The following is a 13,138-nucleotide window of genomic DNA, read 5'->3' on the forward strand; positions in this document are numbered from 1 at the left end:
AACGGGAGTCTGCGTTGGCCAAATCGCAATGGAGTTTCAAGACCGCGGTCGAGTTATCGGCGGCGCTCGCCGCAAAAGAAGTATCCGCGGTCGAACTGGCGCAGGATGCGATCGGCCGGATCGAGCGTCACGATGCGAAGATCAACGCGATCTGCGTGCGGGATTTCGATCGCGCGCTGGCCGCGGCGCGGGCCGCCGACGCCGCACTTGGCCGCGGCGAACAAAAGCCGTTGCTCGGCATCCCCATGACGGTGAAGGAATCCTACAACATCGCCGGCCTGCCGACGACCTGGGGCATTCCCGAACAGAAGGATTTCACGCCGACCGAGGACGCGCTCTCGATCGCGCGGGTCAAGGATGGCGGTGCGGTGATCCTTGGCAAGACCAACGTGTCGCTCGGCCTCGGCGACTGGCAGAGCTATAACGATATCTACGGCACCACCAATAATCCTTACGACCTCGGGCGTACGCCGGGCGGCTCGTCCGGCGGATCGTCGGCCGCGCTCGCCGCCGGCTACGGCGCGCTCTCGCTCGGCTCCGATATCGGCGGCTCCTTGCGCGTGCCAGCATTCCATTGCGGCATCTACGCGCACAAGCCGACCTACGCGCTGGCGCCGCCGCGCGGTCACACGCCGCCTCCCTTGCCGCCGCTGCCGTTCAACCGCGATCTCTCGGTGATCGGACCGATGGCGCGCAGCGCGGCCGATCTTGCCTTGCTGCTCGATACCATCGCCGGCCCCGATCCGCTTGAGGCCGGCAAGGCCTACCGGCTCGAACTGCCAGCGCCGCGCCATGCCGCGCTGAAGGATTTCCGCGTGCTGCTGATCGATACTGATCCGGTGATGCCGACGGATTCGGTGGTGCGCGGCTCGATCGAAAAGCTCGCCGCCAACCTCGCCAGGTCGGGCGTCAAGGTCGAGCGCCAAAGCAAGCTGTTGCCGGACTTCGCTGCATCGACCCGGCTCTATATGCGGATATTGATGTCGTTCCTCGCCGCTTCCTTCGCGCCCGACTTCTATGAGGGGGCTAAGCAGGCCGCTGCGGCGCTACCGGAGAGTGATACCAGCCTCGCCGCCGAACGGCTGCGCGGCATCGCACTCAGCCATCGCGACTGGGTGATGGCCGACAGCGGCCGCACCCGGCTCCGCGCGCAATGGCGCGAGCTGTTCAAGACCTTCGACGCCGTGATCTGCCCGGTGATGCCGACGCCGGCCTATCCGCACGACCATTCGCCCGAACAGGAGCAGCGCCGCATCGCGATCGACGGCAAGGAGTATGTCTATCTGGACCAGCTCGCCTGGCCTGGAATTGCAACGCTGCCCGGCTTACCCTCGACGGCGATCCCGACCGGCTTCGCGCCGGACGGATTGCCGATCGGCGTGCAGATCGTTGGGCCATGGCTGGAGGATCGCACGCCACTGAAACTGGCTGAGTTGATCGAGTGGGAGTTCGGCGGCTTCGTGCCGCCGACAATGTTTGATGATTGATCGATCTCGTCATTCCGGGGCAGCCCGGCAGGGCTGAACCCGAAATCTTGTGCCGCATATAACCTCGAGATTCCGGGTTCGCGCTTCGCGCGCCCCGGAATGACACAACGGGAGGGAATCAATGACCAACGACATCGACGAACTCACCGCGCTCAATCGCGACTATGTCGCCTCTGTGCAGAATTCCGACGTCAGGCGTTTCGATGAGATCCTGGCGCCGGAATTCTATTGCTCAAATCCCGACAAATCGCTGGTCGACCGCACCGCCTTCCTGGAGCAAACCGCGAAGCCGGTGGCGATCAGGAACCTGCAGGCGCATGACGTGAAAATCCGCATCCTGGGCGACTTCGCCATCATCCATGCGGCGACCAGCTACACCACGCCCGACGGGCAGCAGGCGCATGGGCGATACACCGACTGCTGGGCAAAGCAGAACGGGAAGTGGCTCGCGGTATCAGCGCATGTGACGCGATGATGCGCAGCTGTCATTGCCGGGCTTGACCCGGCAATCCATCGCCAGCAACGACTTCTTTCTTGTGAAGATGGATGCCCGGGTCAAGCCCGGGCATGACGGACAGAGAGCGCCTCAGCTATCGAATACGATCACGCTGCGGAGCGTCTTGCCGGCTTTCATGTTGGCGAAGCCGTCGTTGATCTCGGATAGTTTCAGCTTGGCTGAGATCCAGTCTTCCAGGTGCAATTTGCCGCGCATGTAGAACTCGACCAGCCGCGGCATGTCGACGCGAAAATGGTTGGAGCCCATCGACGAGCCCTGGATACGGCGCTCGCGCAGGAAATCGAAACCGTGCAGCTCGATCTTCTGGCCGAACGGGATCATGCCGACGATGGTCGCGGTGCCGCCTGGGGCGAGCATGCCGAAGGCCTGCTCAGCGGTCTCCTTGCGGCCCAGCACTTCGAAGGAGTGATGCACGCCGCCGCCAGTGAGCTCGCGCACCTGCTGCACCACGTCGCCATTCCTGGGATCGACGATGTCGGTCGCGCCCAGCTTGGTTGCGAGCTGCAGTTTCGCAGGATTGGTGTCGATCGCGATGATGCGGCCGGCACCCGCGATCTCGGCGCCGTTGATCGCCGCCATGCCGACGCCGCCGCAGCCGATCACCGCCACCATCTCGCCAGCCTGCACCCTCGCGGTGTTCACGACAGCGCCATAGCCGGTAATGACGCCGCAGCCGATCAGGGCGGCGAGCTCAAGCGGCATGTCCTTGCGGATCTTCACGATCGCATTTTCATGCACCAGCATCTGCTCGGCAAAGGACGAGAGATTGAGGAACTGGTTCAGTTTCTCCGGCCTGTTCCACTGCATCCGGTTGGAAGCGCCCGGCAGCATCTTCACCGTGGTGTCGGTGCAGAGCACGGTGCGTCCGGTGGTGCAGTTGTCGCAGGTGCCGCAGAACACCGAGAGGCAGGTCACGACGTGATCGCCGGGCTTCACATAATTCACGTCGGAGCCGACTTTCTCCACCATGCCGGCGGATTCATGCCCGAGCACCGCGGGGAGCGGATGCGGGTAGAGCCCCTCCATGAAGTGGAGATCGGAATGACAGAGGCCAGCGACGGAGGTGCGGATCAAGATTTCGCGTGGTCCGGGATTTGGCAGGCTGACGTCCTCGATCACGAGCGGCTTGTTGACTTCATGCAGGACGGCGGCCTTCATTGGTGTTTCCCCTCTGTTGTTTATCGTTGCGTCTATCTTGTCGCGACGCCCTCTCGCCTCACCTCTCCCGAAGGGAGAGGTCGGAGCGCGCCAGCGATCCGGGTGAGGGGTTCCGCTCTATCGACAGACCTGAACCCCTCACCCGGGACCGCATCTTCGATGCGCTCCCGACCTCTCCCTTCGGGAGAGGTGAAGCGGCAGCCTACGCCGCGACAAGCAATTCGCCAACCTCGGCCATGCCGACGGCGCGCTCGCCGAGCAGGTGATCGGTGATGGCGCGCGATGCAGTATTTTCCGTCAACCGGAACGGATCATGTGCGGCAACGCGATGGTCGATCACCAGGCGCGACAGCAAGAGCCGCCGGGCATCGCCTCGCATTTCATCAATACGTCCGCCCTCCCACGCGAGCGTCACCGCGCTTGCGACGTGATAGAGCAAGCTGGTGACGCGTCGAGCTTCCGCTTCATTGTCCATGCGGCCGGCGACATCGCGCGCAAAGCCGATGGCGCGGTCGGTGAGTTCATGCAGGCGGTTGCGCCAAGTCTGCGGCACATTGGCGCTATCGTCGAGCCGCGCGTGCAGATCGGCGGCCAGTGCGGAGTCCGCACCATGGCGGCCGACGGCGCGCTTCAAGGCGTCGATCGCGACGATGTTGCCGGTGCCCTCCCAGATCGAGCCGAGATGCGCGTCGCGCAAGAGCCGCGCAGTGACGAATTCCTCGATGTAACCGATGCCGCCACGCATCTCCATCGCATCGCCACAGACCTTTCGCGCATCGCGGGTGGCACGGAATTTCAAGGTCGGGGTCAGGATCCGCAGCAGCGCCGCCGCATCCTGGCTGCCGGCCTCGGCGCGGTCGAGCGCATCCGCAGTCAAGAAACTCATCGACAGCGCCTGCTCGGTCGCAAGCATGATCTTCATCAATTGCCGACGCGCCAAAGGCAGATCGATGATGCGGCTGCCGAACACGACGCGGCCCTTCGCCACCGTCATCGCATCATGATATGCCCGGCGCATCAGCGCGGTCGACTTGACGCCGTTGGACAGCCGCGACGAGTTGACCATCTCGGCCATCTGCACAAAGCCGCGATCGAGCTTGCCGACCGCATACGCAATCGCGCCTTCAAGCCTGATCTCGCCGGAGGCCATCGAGCGCGTGCCGAGCTTGTCCTTCAACCGCACAATCCGATAGTGGTTCTGCGAGCCGTCATCGAGGAAGCGCGGCATCAGGAACAGGCCGACACCACGCGTGCCGGAGCCCGCGCCTTCCGGCCGCGCCAGCAGCATCACGACCTTGGCGTCCGCATTCGAGCAGAACCATTTCTCGCCATAGAGCCGCCAGTGGTCGCCCTCCTGCACCGCTGATGTGGTCAGCGTGCCGACATCCGAGCCGCCTTCCTTCTCGGTCATGAACTGGCCGCCTTGCGTCAGCTTTTCCATGTCGGTCTGGGTCAGGCCATCGAGATATCTTGCCTTCAATGCCTCGCTGCCGAAATTCGCTAGCAGCTTGGCGCAGCCGTCGGTGACGTTGATCGGACAGCCCATGCCGAATTCGGTTTGGTTGAACAAGAAGGTGAAGGCGTGTTTTGCCACCACCGGATACTTGTCCGGCCAGCCCAAAATGCCCTTGCGGATCGACATCGCGTGGATGCCGAACTCGCCGAACGCGGCCCTCTCCAATTCGCGATAGGCCGGATGATATTCGATCCACTGCACGTCGCGGCCGAACTTGTCGCGCTGGTGCAGCACCGGCACATGCCGGTCGGCAAGCCGCGCGCATTCGTCGAGGGTGCCGCCGGCGAGCGCCCCCAGCCGATCGAGATGCGGCTCGACATGGCGAAACAGCGCATCCGGCAGATGCAGCCGCAGCAGGTCCTGAAGCGCCGGATCGGCCTGATAGAAATTCATGCCTGAGGTATCGGGCGCAAGCAGGCCCGGCTGGTTGGCAATATCAGCGTGAGAAGCATGTTTCAGCGGCTGCATTGAATTCTCTGCTTCGTTTCCTCATCTGTTGGATGAGACTATCGCACATCGAATGCCGGGATGTCGCCCCATACGGTTGCGGCGAGAGAGCCCATTTCGCCGCAAGCTCCTGCCAAAGCAAAATCTTCTCCGGCAGCTCAAGGAAAGCTCATGGAAACCCCAAAATACAAGATCGCCCTGATCGTCGGCGTCGGCGAAGGCCTGAGCGCTTCGCTGGCGCGGCTATTTTCGCGCGAAGGAATTCGCGTGACGCTCGCCGCGCGGCAAATCGAAAAACTCGGCGCGCTCTGCACCGAGACCGGCGCGCGGGCCTTTGCCTGCAACGCAACCGATGCGGACGAGGTCGAACGTCTGTTCGGCATGGTCGAACGCGAGATCGGCACGCCCGACCTCGTGGTCTATAACGCCAGCGCACGGGCCCGCGGCGCGCTGGTCGACCTCGTGCCGGCCGATGTCGCCAACGCGATCGCGGTCTCAGCCTTCGGCGGCTTCCTGGTGGCGCAGCAGGCAGCAAAACGCATGCTGCCGAACAAGCATGGCGCGATCCTGTTCACGGGCGCGTCGGCCAGCGTCAAGGGGTATGCGCAATCGTCGTCGTTTGCGATGGGCAAGTTCGCGTTGCGTGGCTTGGCGCAGAGCATGGCGCGCGAATTGTCGCCGCAAGGCATCCATATCGCGCATTTCGTCATCGACGGCGGCATCCGCAGCAGGACGCGCCTTGATCCGGAAGACCGACCGGATTCGCTGCTCGACCCCGACGCGATTGCTCTCAGTTACTGGAACGTGCTGCAGCAGCCGCACAGCGCCTGGAGCTGGGAAGTGGAGCTCCGCCCCTGGGTGGAGAAGTTTTAGCGTTCTTCACCTCTCCGGCTTGCGGGGGAGGTCGGCGCGAAGCGCCGGGGGCTCTCTCCCCACGAAAAATCCCATCGCGGAAACACCCTCGCCCCAACCCTCTCCCGCAAGCGGGAGAGGGGGCGGAGCTCGCCTGTGGAGACACCTCACCCTGATCGCATCGGAGACGTGTAGTAGAAAAAAGCCCGGTTCTGGGGCGGCCAGAACCGGGCCAGTGATCAAACCGCAAGCGAGGAGAAAGCGGCCTTGCGAGCGGCAGCGAGCCGCCAGCTAGCGCATGGGATATCCTGCGGTTCGATAGCGATGTGTTTCTGAAAGCGCACCAACTTCCAATCGCCGGGGCTGTTGGTGAAGGCGTAGCCGACCTTCTTCGCCAGCGCGATCATGGCGTCGTTGGAACGCAAAGTATCGCCGAACAGCCGCTCGGCGCCGAGCGCCGCGGCGCGGCATTCGAGATTCTTCAACAGCGCGCGGCCGATGCCTTGACCCTGCCAGCGGTCATCGATCGAGACGCCGAACTCGATGCTGGCATCCTCCGCATGGAAGGCATAGCGGGCTTCGCCGACGATGACCTCCAAGCCGTCGAGCATCACGGTGACGACCACGCTGAAATGCTCGTGCTCGCCGACATGGACGAAATTCTCCAGCACGTTCTTCGGCAATTCGCTGACGGCGCCAAAGAAGCGGTTGTAGCGGGAGCGGGTCGAGAGCGAGCGAAAATAGTTCTGCAACTCGTCCGCATCGCGCGGCTCGATGAAGCGCACGGTGATTTCCTCGCCACTGCGCGAACGCAGCACGTCGGAATATTGCTTGAGGTCGTCGAGACGCAGGGTGGTCATGACACGCTCTCCGGAAGAAAATAGGCCGACATCCCTCGACAGAGGCGACGCCGGCGTCGGCGTCACCTCATGCCCGCCAGAAGGGTTTTTCGGCCTCAAAGGCGATGTCGCTCCAGGACTTGCCGATGTCGTGGAGGTCGCGCTCGGACCACTGCGCAAGCTCGCGGCGGGTCCGATAGCGCTGGCGCCAGACGTGGAGGGTCTCACTCAATTGGGCCAGCGCCTGTGCGAACACGCCACGTCCATGATGATTTATCATCGATTCATGAGTGCATGTGGACACGCTCAACTCCTATGGCTAATCTGCTACGCGGAATATCTGCATCATTTCCGCTTTGCACAAACGACACTTTGTACCGTTTTACATGAGATAAAATCATGAATCAGGACAGGTCCGGGGGATGACTGCCAGGCTGCCATCGTTGAATGGTTTGCGGGCCTTCGAGGCCGCGGCGCGGCACCTGAGCTTCACCCAGGCCGCTGTCGAACTGAACGTGACGCAGACCGCGATCAGCCATCAGATCAAGCGGCTGGAGCAGGAGCTCGGCGTCCGGCTGTTCGTGCGGCAGAACCGGGCATTGACGTTGACGCCAAAGGCGGCCGAATATCTCCCCGGCGTCCGCGCCGCCTTCAACGATTTGAAGCTTGCGACCGACCGTCTGCTGCGGCGCGAGGACGACCATGTGCTGACCGTGTCGACGCTCGCCTCGCTCGCCGCAAAATGGCTGCTGCCGCGGCTTTCCACGTTCCAGGAAGCGCATCCCGGCATTGACGTGCGCATCACCACCTCGACCAGCCTGGTCGATTTCCAGCGCGACAATGTCGACGCCGCGATCCGCTACGGCCGCGGCCAATGGCAGGGATTGCGGGCCGACTGGCTGATGGCGGACGAGCTGTTTCCGGTCTGCAGCCCGTCCTTGCTCAAAGGCGAGAAGCCGCTGCGGTGCCCTGAAGACCTCCGCGACCACGTGCTCTTGCACACCAGCAACGCCAACAGCGACGACTGGCGCCTGTGGCTGACGGCGGCCGGGCTGCCGACCGACTTCTCCAAGCAGCCGGGCATCACCTTCGACCTGATCTTCATGACCGTCCAGGCCGCGCTCGACGGCATCGGCGTCGCCATGGGCCGGACATCCTATGTCCAGGACGACATCGCCAAGGGGCGGCTGGTGGTTCCCTTCAAGATCACCCTCCCCGCCGACGCCGGCTTCTACCTGGTCTCGCCGCAGTCCAGGAGCGATCCGCCGAAGCTCGCGGCATTCCGCCAGTGGGTGGTGGCCTCAACCCAAACCAAGACCTGAAGACCCGACAAAACCTGAAGATTTCCGGGTGACCGACGCGTTTTGCGGGTTGGTCGCGCCGTTCTGCTGTGCCAAATTGCCGCAGATCTAAACCATCTCCTGCGGCGACGCGCCGCAGCACGCGCAACGGGGAGACAACGCGCATGGCGCCGACGACCACCGCAGAGATACCGCAGATCAGATCGCGCATCGGCGCCATCCTGCGCGCGACCAGCGGAAATTTTCTCGAGCAGTTCGATTTCTTCCTATTCGGCTTCTATGCGAGCGCGATCGGCAAGGCGTTCTTCCCTTCCGACAACGAGACGGCCTCGCTGCTCAACACCTTCGGTGTGTTCTGGCTGGGCGCCTTGATGCGCCCGGTCGGCGCGATCGTGCTGGGGGCCTATGTCGACCGCATCGGACGCCGCAAGGGCTTGATCGTCACGCTGGCGATCATGGCGATGGGCACCGTGGTGATCGCGATCTGCCCGAGCTATTCGACGATCGGGATTGCCGCGCCCGTCATCGTGCTGCTCGGCCGGTTGCTGCAGGGGTTTTCCGCCGGCGTCGAGCTCGGCGGCGTCTCGGTGTATCTGTCGGAGATCGCGACACCTGGCAACCGCGGCTTCTACACCTCGTTCCAGTCGGCAAGCCAGCAGGTCGCGATCTTCGTCGCCGCGATCATTGGCTATGTCCTGAGCGAGATGATCTCGCCGGCAACGGTGTCCGCCTGGGGCTGGCGCATCCCGTTCTTCATCGGCTGCCTGATCATCCCCTTCCTCTTCGTGCTGCGGCGGACGCTGGAAGAGACGCCGGCGTTCCTCGCCATGAAACGGCATCCGACTGCGTCCGAAATATTCGCGTCCGCGGTCGCGAATTGGCGCATTGTGATCCTCGGCATGATGATCGCGATCCTGACCACAACGACCTTCTACTTCGTCACCGTCTACACGCCGACCTTCGGCAAGAACGTGCTAAAATTGTCGACGCACGACGCTCTGCTGGTCACGCTATTGGTAGCGGTGACCAACTTCATCTGGAACCCGGTCGGCGGCGCGGTCTCCGATCGGCTCGGCCGCAAGCCGGTGCTGCTGACGATCGCCGGGCTTTCCTTCATCACGGCCTATCCTGCGCTGCACTGGCTGGTTGCCGCGCCGAGCTTCAGCAAGATGCTGGCGGTCGAGATGATGTTCTCGTTCTATTTCGGGGTCTACAGCGGCACCATGCTCGGCTGCCTGGTCGAGATCGTGCCGGCGCATGTGCGCACCACCTGCTTCTCGCTGGCTTTTGCCTTGGCGGCAGCGCTGTTCGGCACGTTCACGCCCTTCGCCTCGACCTGGCTGATCGACCACACCGGCGACAAGGCCTCGCCGGGCTTCTGGCTGATGTTCGCAGCAACGCTCGGCATCATCGCGACCGTGACGGTCTATCGCGGCGGCCAGACCATCGAGGCGCGCGAAGCGGTCGCCGCCTGACGCTGCCAGCCTCTGGCCACTGTCGTCATTCCGGGGCGATGCGAAGCATCGAACCCGGAATCCATCGGGCCGCGAGTGCAAGCGGTGAAATGGATTCCGGGCTCGCGCTGCGCGCGCCCCGGAATGACACCGAACTATAAATCCACCACGACGTAGTCGCTTTCCACCGAGACCGAGATGGTCTCGGCGACATACGGGCCCTTCACCAGATTGGTGCCCGGCTCGACATTGACCGGATAGGCCCGCGCGCGGAAGCGCTTGGGGTCGCAGTAGGACTGGCCAGTGCGGATGTCGAACTCCCAGCCGTGCCAGGGGCAGCGGATGATCTCGCCGAATTTCGTGTACTCGATCTCGCCCGGGTCTGACGATTGGGCGAGCCCGATCAACGGTCCTTCGCACAGCGAGGCGCCCTGATGCGGGCAGCGATTCAAGAGGCCGAAGAACTCGCCCTTGACGTTGAAGACCGTAATGGGCCGGCCATCGATCTCCAGGAACTTCCTTGTGCCCGGCGGCAGCTCATTCACCGGGGCAACCACATGTCTTGCCATCAAGAAAGTCCGTACAGCTTGCGCGCATTGTCGAGATAGAACGCCTGCTTGTTGGCATCGCTGACGCCGGCCGGCAGCACGCGCGAGGGCTCGTCATAGTCCCAATGCGGGTAGTCGGTCGCGAACAGCAGCTTGTCCCAGCCGATCCATTCGATGGTTTGGAACAGATGATCGCGCCGCTCCGGATCCTCCATCGGCTGCGTGGTCCACCAGATGTGGTCGCGGATATAGTCCGACGGCTTGCGCCTCAGATGCGGCACCTCGGCATGCAGGCGCTCGAACACCTTGTCGAGACGCCAGGCCAGTGACGGCGCCCAGCCGAAGCCGGCCTCGACCATCACCATCCTCAATTTCGGGAAGCGCTCGAACACGCCTTCGAGCACAAGGCTCGCCAGCGCGGTCTGCTGGCACTGCGAGTGGCCGACCATCTCCTCGATGTAGTAGCTCGGCCAGCCCGAGGCGGTGATGGGATTGCCGCCGAAGCCGAAGGCATGCACGCCGACCGGAAGTCCGGCTTCCTCCGCCGCCTCATAGATCGGCCAATAGCGGCGCTGGCCGAGCGGCTCGACATTGCGGCTGAGCAGCAGGACCTGCACGAAGTTCGCATCACCGGCGCGCTTGCGGATCTCCGCGGCGGCGGCCTGCCCTTCCTCATTGGCGACAACAACCGAGCCTTTCAGGCGCGAATCCTTGCTGGTCCATTTCTCGATCTGCCAGTCGTTGACGGCAGAACAGATCGCCGCTGCCAGATCCTGATTGCGGATGCCCTGCCCGGTGTTAAGCGGGTTGAGCACGCCGAGCGCGACATTGTTCGGGTCGAGATGCTGCTGCTGCATGAAGGAAAGCGAGGAACCCTGCGGACCGCCTTCCGGCGGGTAGGCGTCGCGGCGCGACGCATTAGGCTGCGCCTTGGGATAGGGTGGACCACCCATCATGCCCTGATAGGCGTGGACGCCGAAGGTTTCGAGATGTGCGTGCCAGCGCTTGGCGAGGAATGGATACAGCTCGGTTTGGGTGGCGCGCGCCGGATGGATGTCGCAATCCGCGATCGCAGTCTTGACGCTGGAAGACGAGGCAGCCTCCGGACGTTCACGAATCTGAATGTTCATGTCGTCACCTCTTTTGCTGATTCCTTCAATCGGCTGTAGGTCGCGAGCGGATTGTCGATCATGATCTTGCGGACGAGGTCGGGAGAAATCCCCTTCGGCAGCGCCTCGTCGCCATCGAATTGCCAGTGCGGATAGTCGGTCGAGAATAGGAGCAATTCGTCCGACTGCATATGGTCGAACAGGCGGTTCAGCGTCTCACCTTCCGACGGCGCGTCCACCGGCTGCAGCGAGAAGCGGATGTTGCTGCGCACAATCTCCAGCGGCGCGCGATCGACCCACGGCGTCTCCATGCGGACGCCGCGCCAGAACTTGTGCAAGCGCCAGAGATAAGGCGGCAGCCAGGTGAAGCCGGACTCCAGCATCACCATTTTCAGGTTCGGATGGCGGGCGAACACGCCCTCGACGATCACGCTGGTGAGTTGCGTCTGGAACGCCTGGGCCTGCGCGACATAGTCCTCGATATGATAGGAGCCCCAGCCGACCGAGGTCGGCGGATTGTGATAGGCGCTGCCGGCGTGCACGCCGATCGGCAGGCCCAAGCGCTCCGCCGTGGCATAGATCGGCCAGTAGTGCCGCTTGCCGAGCGGCATGTCGCCCATCACCAGCATCAGCACCTGGACGAAGCGTGGATCACTGGCGCAGCGCTCGATCTCCTTCACCGATTTGTCGATGCTCTGCACGGGGATAACGATCGAACCGCGCAGGCGATCGTCCTTGTCGAGCCATTCCCTGGCGAGCCAGTCGTTCAGCGCGCGGCAGAACGCATCCGCCATGTCCTCGCTGAACACCATCTGCACGCCATAGAGCGGATTGCAGATGCCGTAGGCGACAGCGAACTTGTCGAGCGCCTGGCGCTGCATGTCGGCAAGGCTCGAGCCCGGCTTGCCCTGCGCCGGCCGCCAATCCGGGCGCGCCGAGATCGGCGAATTGACCGGATAGGATTGCGAAAGCAAATCCGTCATGCCGCGCGTCGTCACCTGGTCGCGCCAGTAGTCGTTCATATACGGCAACAGGCTGGTCAGATGGGGCACGGCGGGATGCAGGTCGCAATCCACGCCGCCCGCGATCGGCGACGTCATGACGTTTCCTCGTTTAAGCGCATGCGCAGCGCCATTGGTTGAATAGCATTCAATCAGGCCTGCCACTGGCCCGCAACTCGGCAGGCACCGAACTGGTGTGCTAGGAAGGCAGGACGCCCCAGAGAATTTTCATGGCAAACAACAAGAGAGGCGCCCGATGAACGAACTGGTGTCCATTGCGGAAAAGATTGCGGCCAAGCTGATCGAGCGGAAGCAGACGATTGCAGTCGCGGAATCCTCGACCGGCGGCTTGATATCGGCCGCGCTGCTCACCGTCCCCGGCGCCTCGGCCTATTTCATCGGCGGCGGCGTGATCTACACCCGCGATGCGCGGCGCGTGCTGATGGACATTCCCAATGAGGCGATGAAGGGCATCCGCTCGGCGTCGGAACCTTACGCCAAACTGCTCGCGAGCCAGATCCGCGCGCGCCTTGCAGCCGACTGGGGCCTCTCCGAAACCGGTGCGACGGGCCCGACCGGCAACCGCTATGGCGACGCGGCGGGCCATAGCTACATGGCGGTGGCGGGCCCTGTGGAAGCCGTGATTACGCTCGAGACCGCGAGCTGCGACCGGCAAGCGAACATGCAGGCGTTTGCGAAAGCGGCGCTGAATTTGCTTTTGGAAAACCTACGCTAGCTGTCGTCCCGGCCTTGAGCCGGGACCCATACCGCGTTGCGCTATCGGCTTAGGCGCGGCGGTAGACGTCAGCATCAACAAACTGACGCCTGTGGTTATGGGTCCCCGCCTTCGCGGGGACGACTCGCGGAAGGATCTGCCCAAGTCTGAAGGGTCGTCGTCTCAAGCCTGGG

13 protein-coding genes are annotated in these 13,138 nt (G+C 63.4%); 6 read left to right on the forward strand and 7 right to left on the reverse strand.

All coding sequences use genetic code 11. The features are described from left to right. Positions 1-14: 14 nt before the first annotated feature. Together J6497_RS18655 and J6497_RS18660 are read left to right on the forward strand one after the other, a co-directional pair. Positions 15-1,487: an amidase gene (locus J6497_RS18655; protein ID WP_225705745.1), complete on the forward strand. Its 1,473-nt coding sequence runs from the start codon at positions 15-17 to the stop codon at positions 1,485-1,487. A 121-nt stretch (positions 1,488-1,608) separates the two neighbouring features. After that, the gene (locus J6497_RS18660; protein ID WP_225705746.1) at positions 1,609-1,962 is read left to right on the forward strand and encodes a nuclear transport factor 2 family protein; all 354 of its coding nucleotides are present in this window, start codon (positions 1,609-1,611) and stop codon (positions 1,960-1,962) included. 111 nt (positions 1,963-2,073) lie between these two features. Here J6497_RS18660 and J6497_RS18665 read toward each other — a convergent pair whose 3' ends face one another. After that, the gene (locus tag J6497_RS18665; RefSeq protein ID WP_225705747.1) at positions 2,074-3,162 is read right to left on the reverse strand and encodes a Zn-dependent alcohol dehydrogenase; all 1,089 of its coding nucleotides are present in this window, start codon (positions 3,160-3,162) and stop codon (positions 2,074-2,076) included. Positions 3,163-3,364: 202 nt separating this feature from the next. Beyond that, the gene (locus J6497_RS18670) at positions 3,365-5,146 is read right to left on the reverse strand and encodes an acyl-CoA dehydrogenase family protein (RefSeq protein WP_225705748.1); all 1,782 of its coding nucleotides are present in this window, start codon (positions 5,144-5,146) and stop codon (positions 3,365-3,367) included. Positions 5,147-5,296: 150 nt separating this feature from the next. Between J6497_RS18670 and J6497_RS18675 the strand changes: the two genes are divergently transcribed. Continuing rightward, positions 5,297-5,998 carry an SDR family NAD(P)-dependent oxidoreductase gene (locus J6497_RS18675; protein WP_225705749.1) on the forward strand — a complete coding sequence of 234 codons (702 nt, stop codon included), beginning with the start codon at positions 5,297-5,299 and terminating at the stop codon, positions 5,996-5,998. A gap of 218 nt (positions 5,999-6,216) precedes the next feature. Here the strand turns inward: J6497_RS18675 and J6497_RS18680 are convergent, their stop codons facing one another. Together J6497_RS18680 and J6497_RS18685 are read right to left on the reverse strand one after the other, a co-directional pair. After that, on the reverse strand, positions 6,217-6,837 hold the full coding sequence (locus J6497_RS18680) for a GNAT family N-acetyltransferase (protein WP_225705750.1): 621 nt from the start codon (positions 6,835-6,837) through the stop codon (positions 6,217-6,219). A gap of 67 nt (positions 6,838-6,904) precedes the next feature. Continuing rightward, complete coding sequence (locus J6497_RS18685; RefSeq protein ID WP_225705751.1) at positions 6,905-7,120, reverse strand: DUF1127 domain-containing protein; 216 nt, start codon at positions 7,118-7,120, stop codon at positions 6,905-6,907. Positions 7,121-7,238: 118 nt separating this feature from the next. On the opposite strand from J6497_RS18685, the gene J6497_RS18690 reads away from it, so the two are divergent. Both J6497_RS18690 and J6497_RS18695 read left to right on the forward strand, forming a co-directional pair. Next, positions 7,239-8,138 carry a transcriptional regulator GcvA gene (locus J6497_RS18690; RefSeq protein WP_225705752.1) on the forward strand — a complete coding sequence of 300 codons (900 nt, stop codon included), beginning with the start codon at positions 7,239-7,241 and terminating at the stop codon, positions 8,136-8,138. 143 nt (positions 8,139-8,281) lie between these two features. After that, the gene (locus tag J6497_RS18695; RefSeq protein ID WP_225705753.1) at positions 8,282-9,592 is read left to right on the forward strand and encodes an MFS transporter; all 1,311 of its coding nucleotides are present in this window, start codon (positions 8,282-8,284) and stop codon (positions 9,590-9,592) included. Positions 9,593-9,726: 134 nt separating this feature from the next. Here J6497_RS18695 and J6497_RS18700 read toward each other — a convergent pair whose 3' ends face one another. The 3 genes from J6497_RS18700 to J6497_RS18710 are packed head-to-tail and all read right to left on the reverse strand — an operon-like array spanning position 9,727 to position 12,328. Next, the gene (locus J6497_RS18700) at positions 9,727-10,140 is read right to left on the reverse strand and encodes a Rieske (2Fe-2S) protein (RefSeq protein ID WP_225705754.1); all 414 of its coding nucleotides are present in this window, start codon (positions 10,138-10,140) and stop codon (positions 9,727-9,729) included. After that, positions 10,140-11,249 (reverse strand): amidohydrolase family protein, encoded by a 1,110-nt coding sequence (locus J6497_RS18705; protein WP_225705755.1) that lies wholly within the window; start codon positions 11,247-11,249, stop codon positions 10,140-10,142. Before J6497_RS18705 ends, J6497_RS18700 begins: the two co-directional genes overlap by 1 nt. After that, a complete protein-coding gene (locus J6497_RS18710; RefSeq protein ID WP_225705756.1) occupies positions 11,246-12,328 on the reverse strand; it encodes an amidohydrolase family protein in 1,083 nt (360 codons plus the stop codon). The genes J6497_RS18705 and J6497_RS18710 overlap by 4 nt, the downstream gene beginning before the upstream one ends. 157 nt (positions 12,329-12,485) lie before the next feature. Between J6497_RS18710 and J6497_RS18715 the strand changes: the two genes are divergently transcribed. Next, positions 12,486-12,965: a CinA family protein gene (locus J6497_RS18715; protein WP_225705757.1), complete on the forward strand. Its 480-nt coding sequence runs from the start codon at positions 12,486-12,488 to the stop codon at positions 12,963-12,965. Positions 12,966-13,138 lie beyond the last annotated feature (173 nt).

The organism is Bradyrhizobium cenepequi, from assembly GCF_020329485.1.
GTDB lineage: Bacteria > Pseudomonadota > Alphaproteobacteria > Rhizobiales > Xanthobacteraceae > Bradyrhizobium > Bradyrhizobium cenepequi.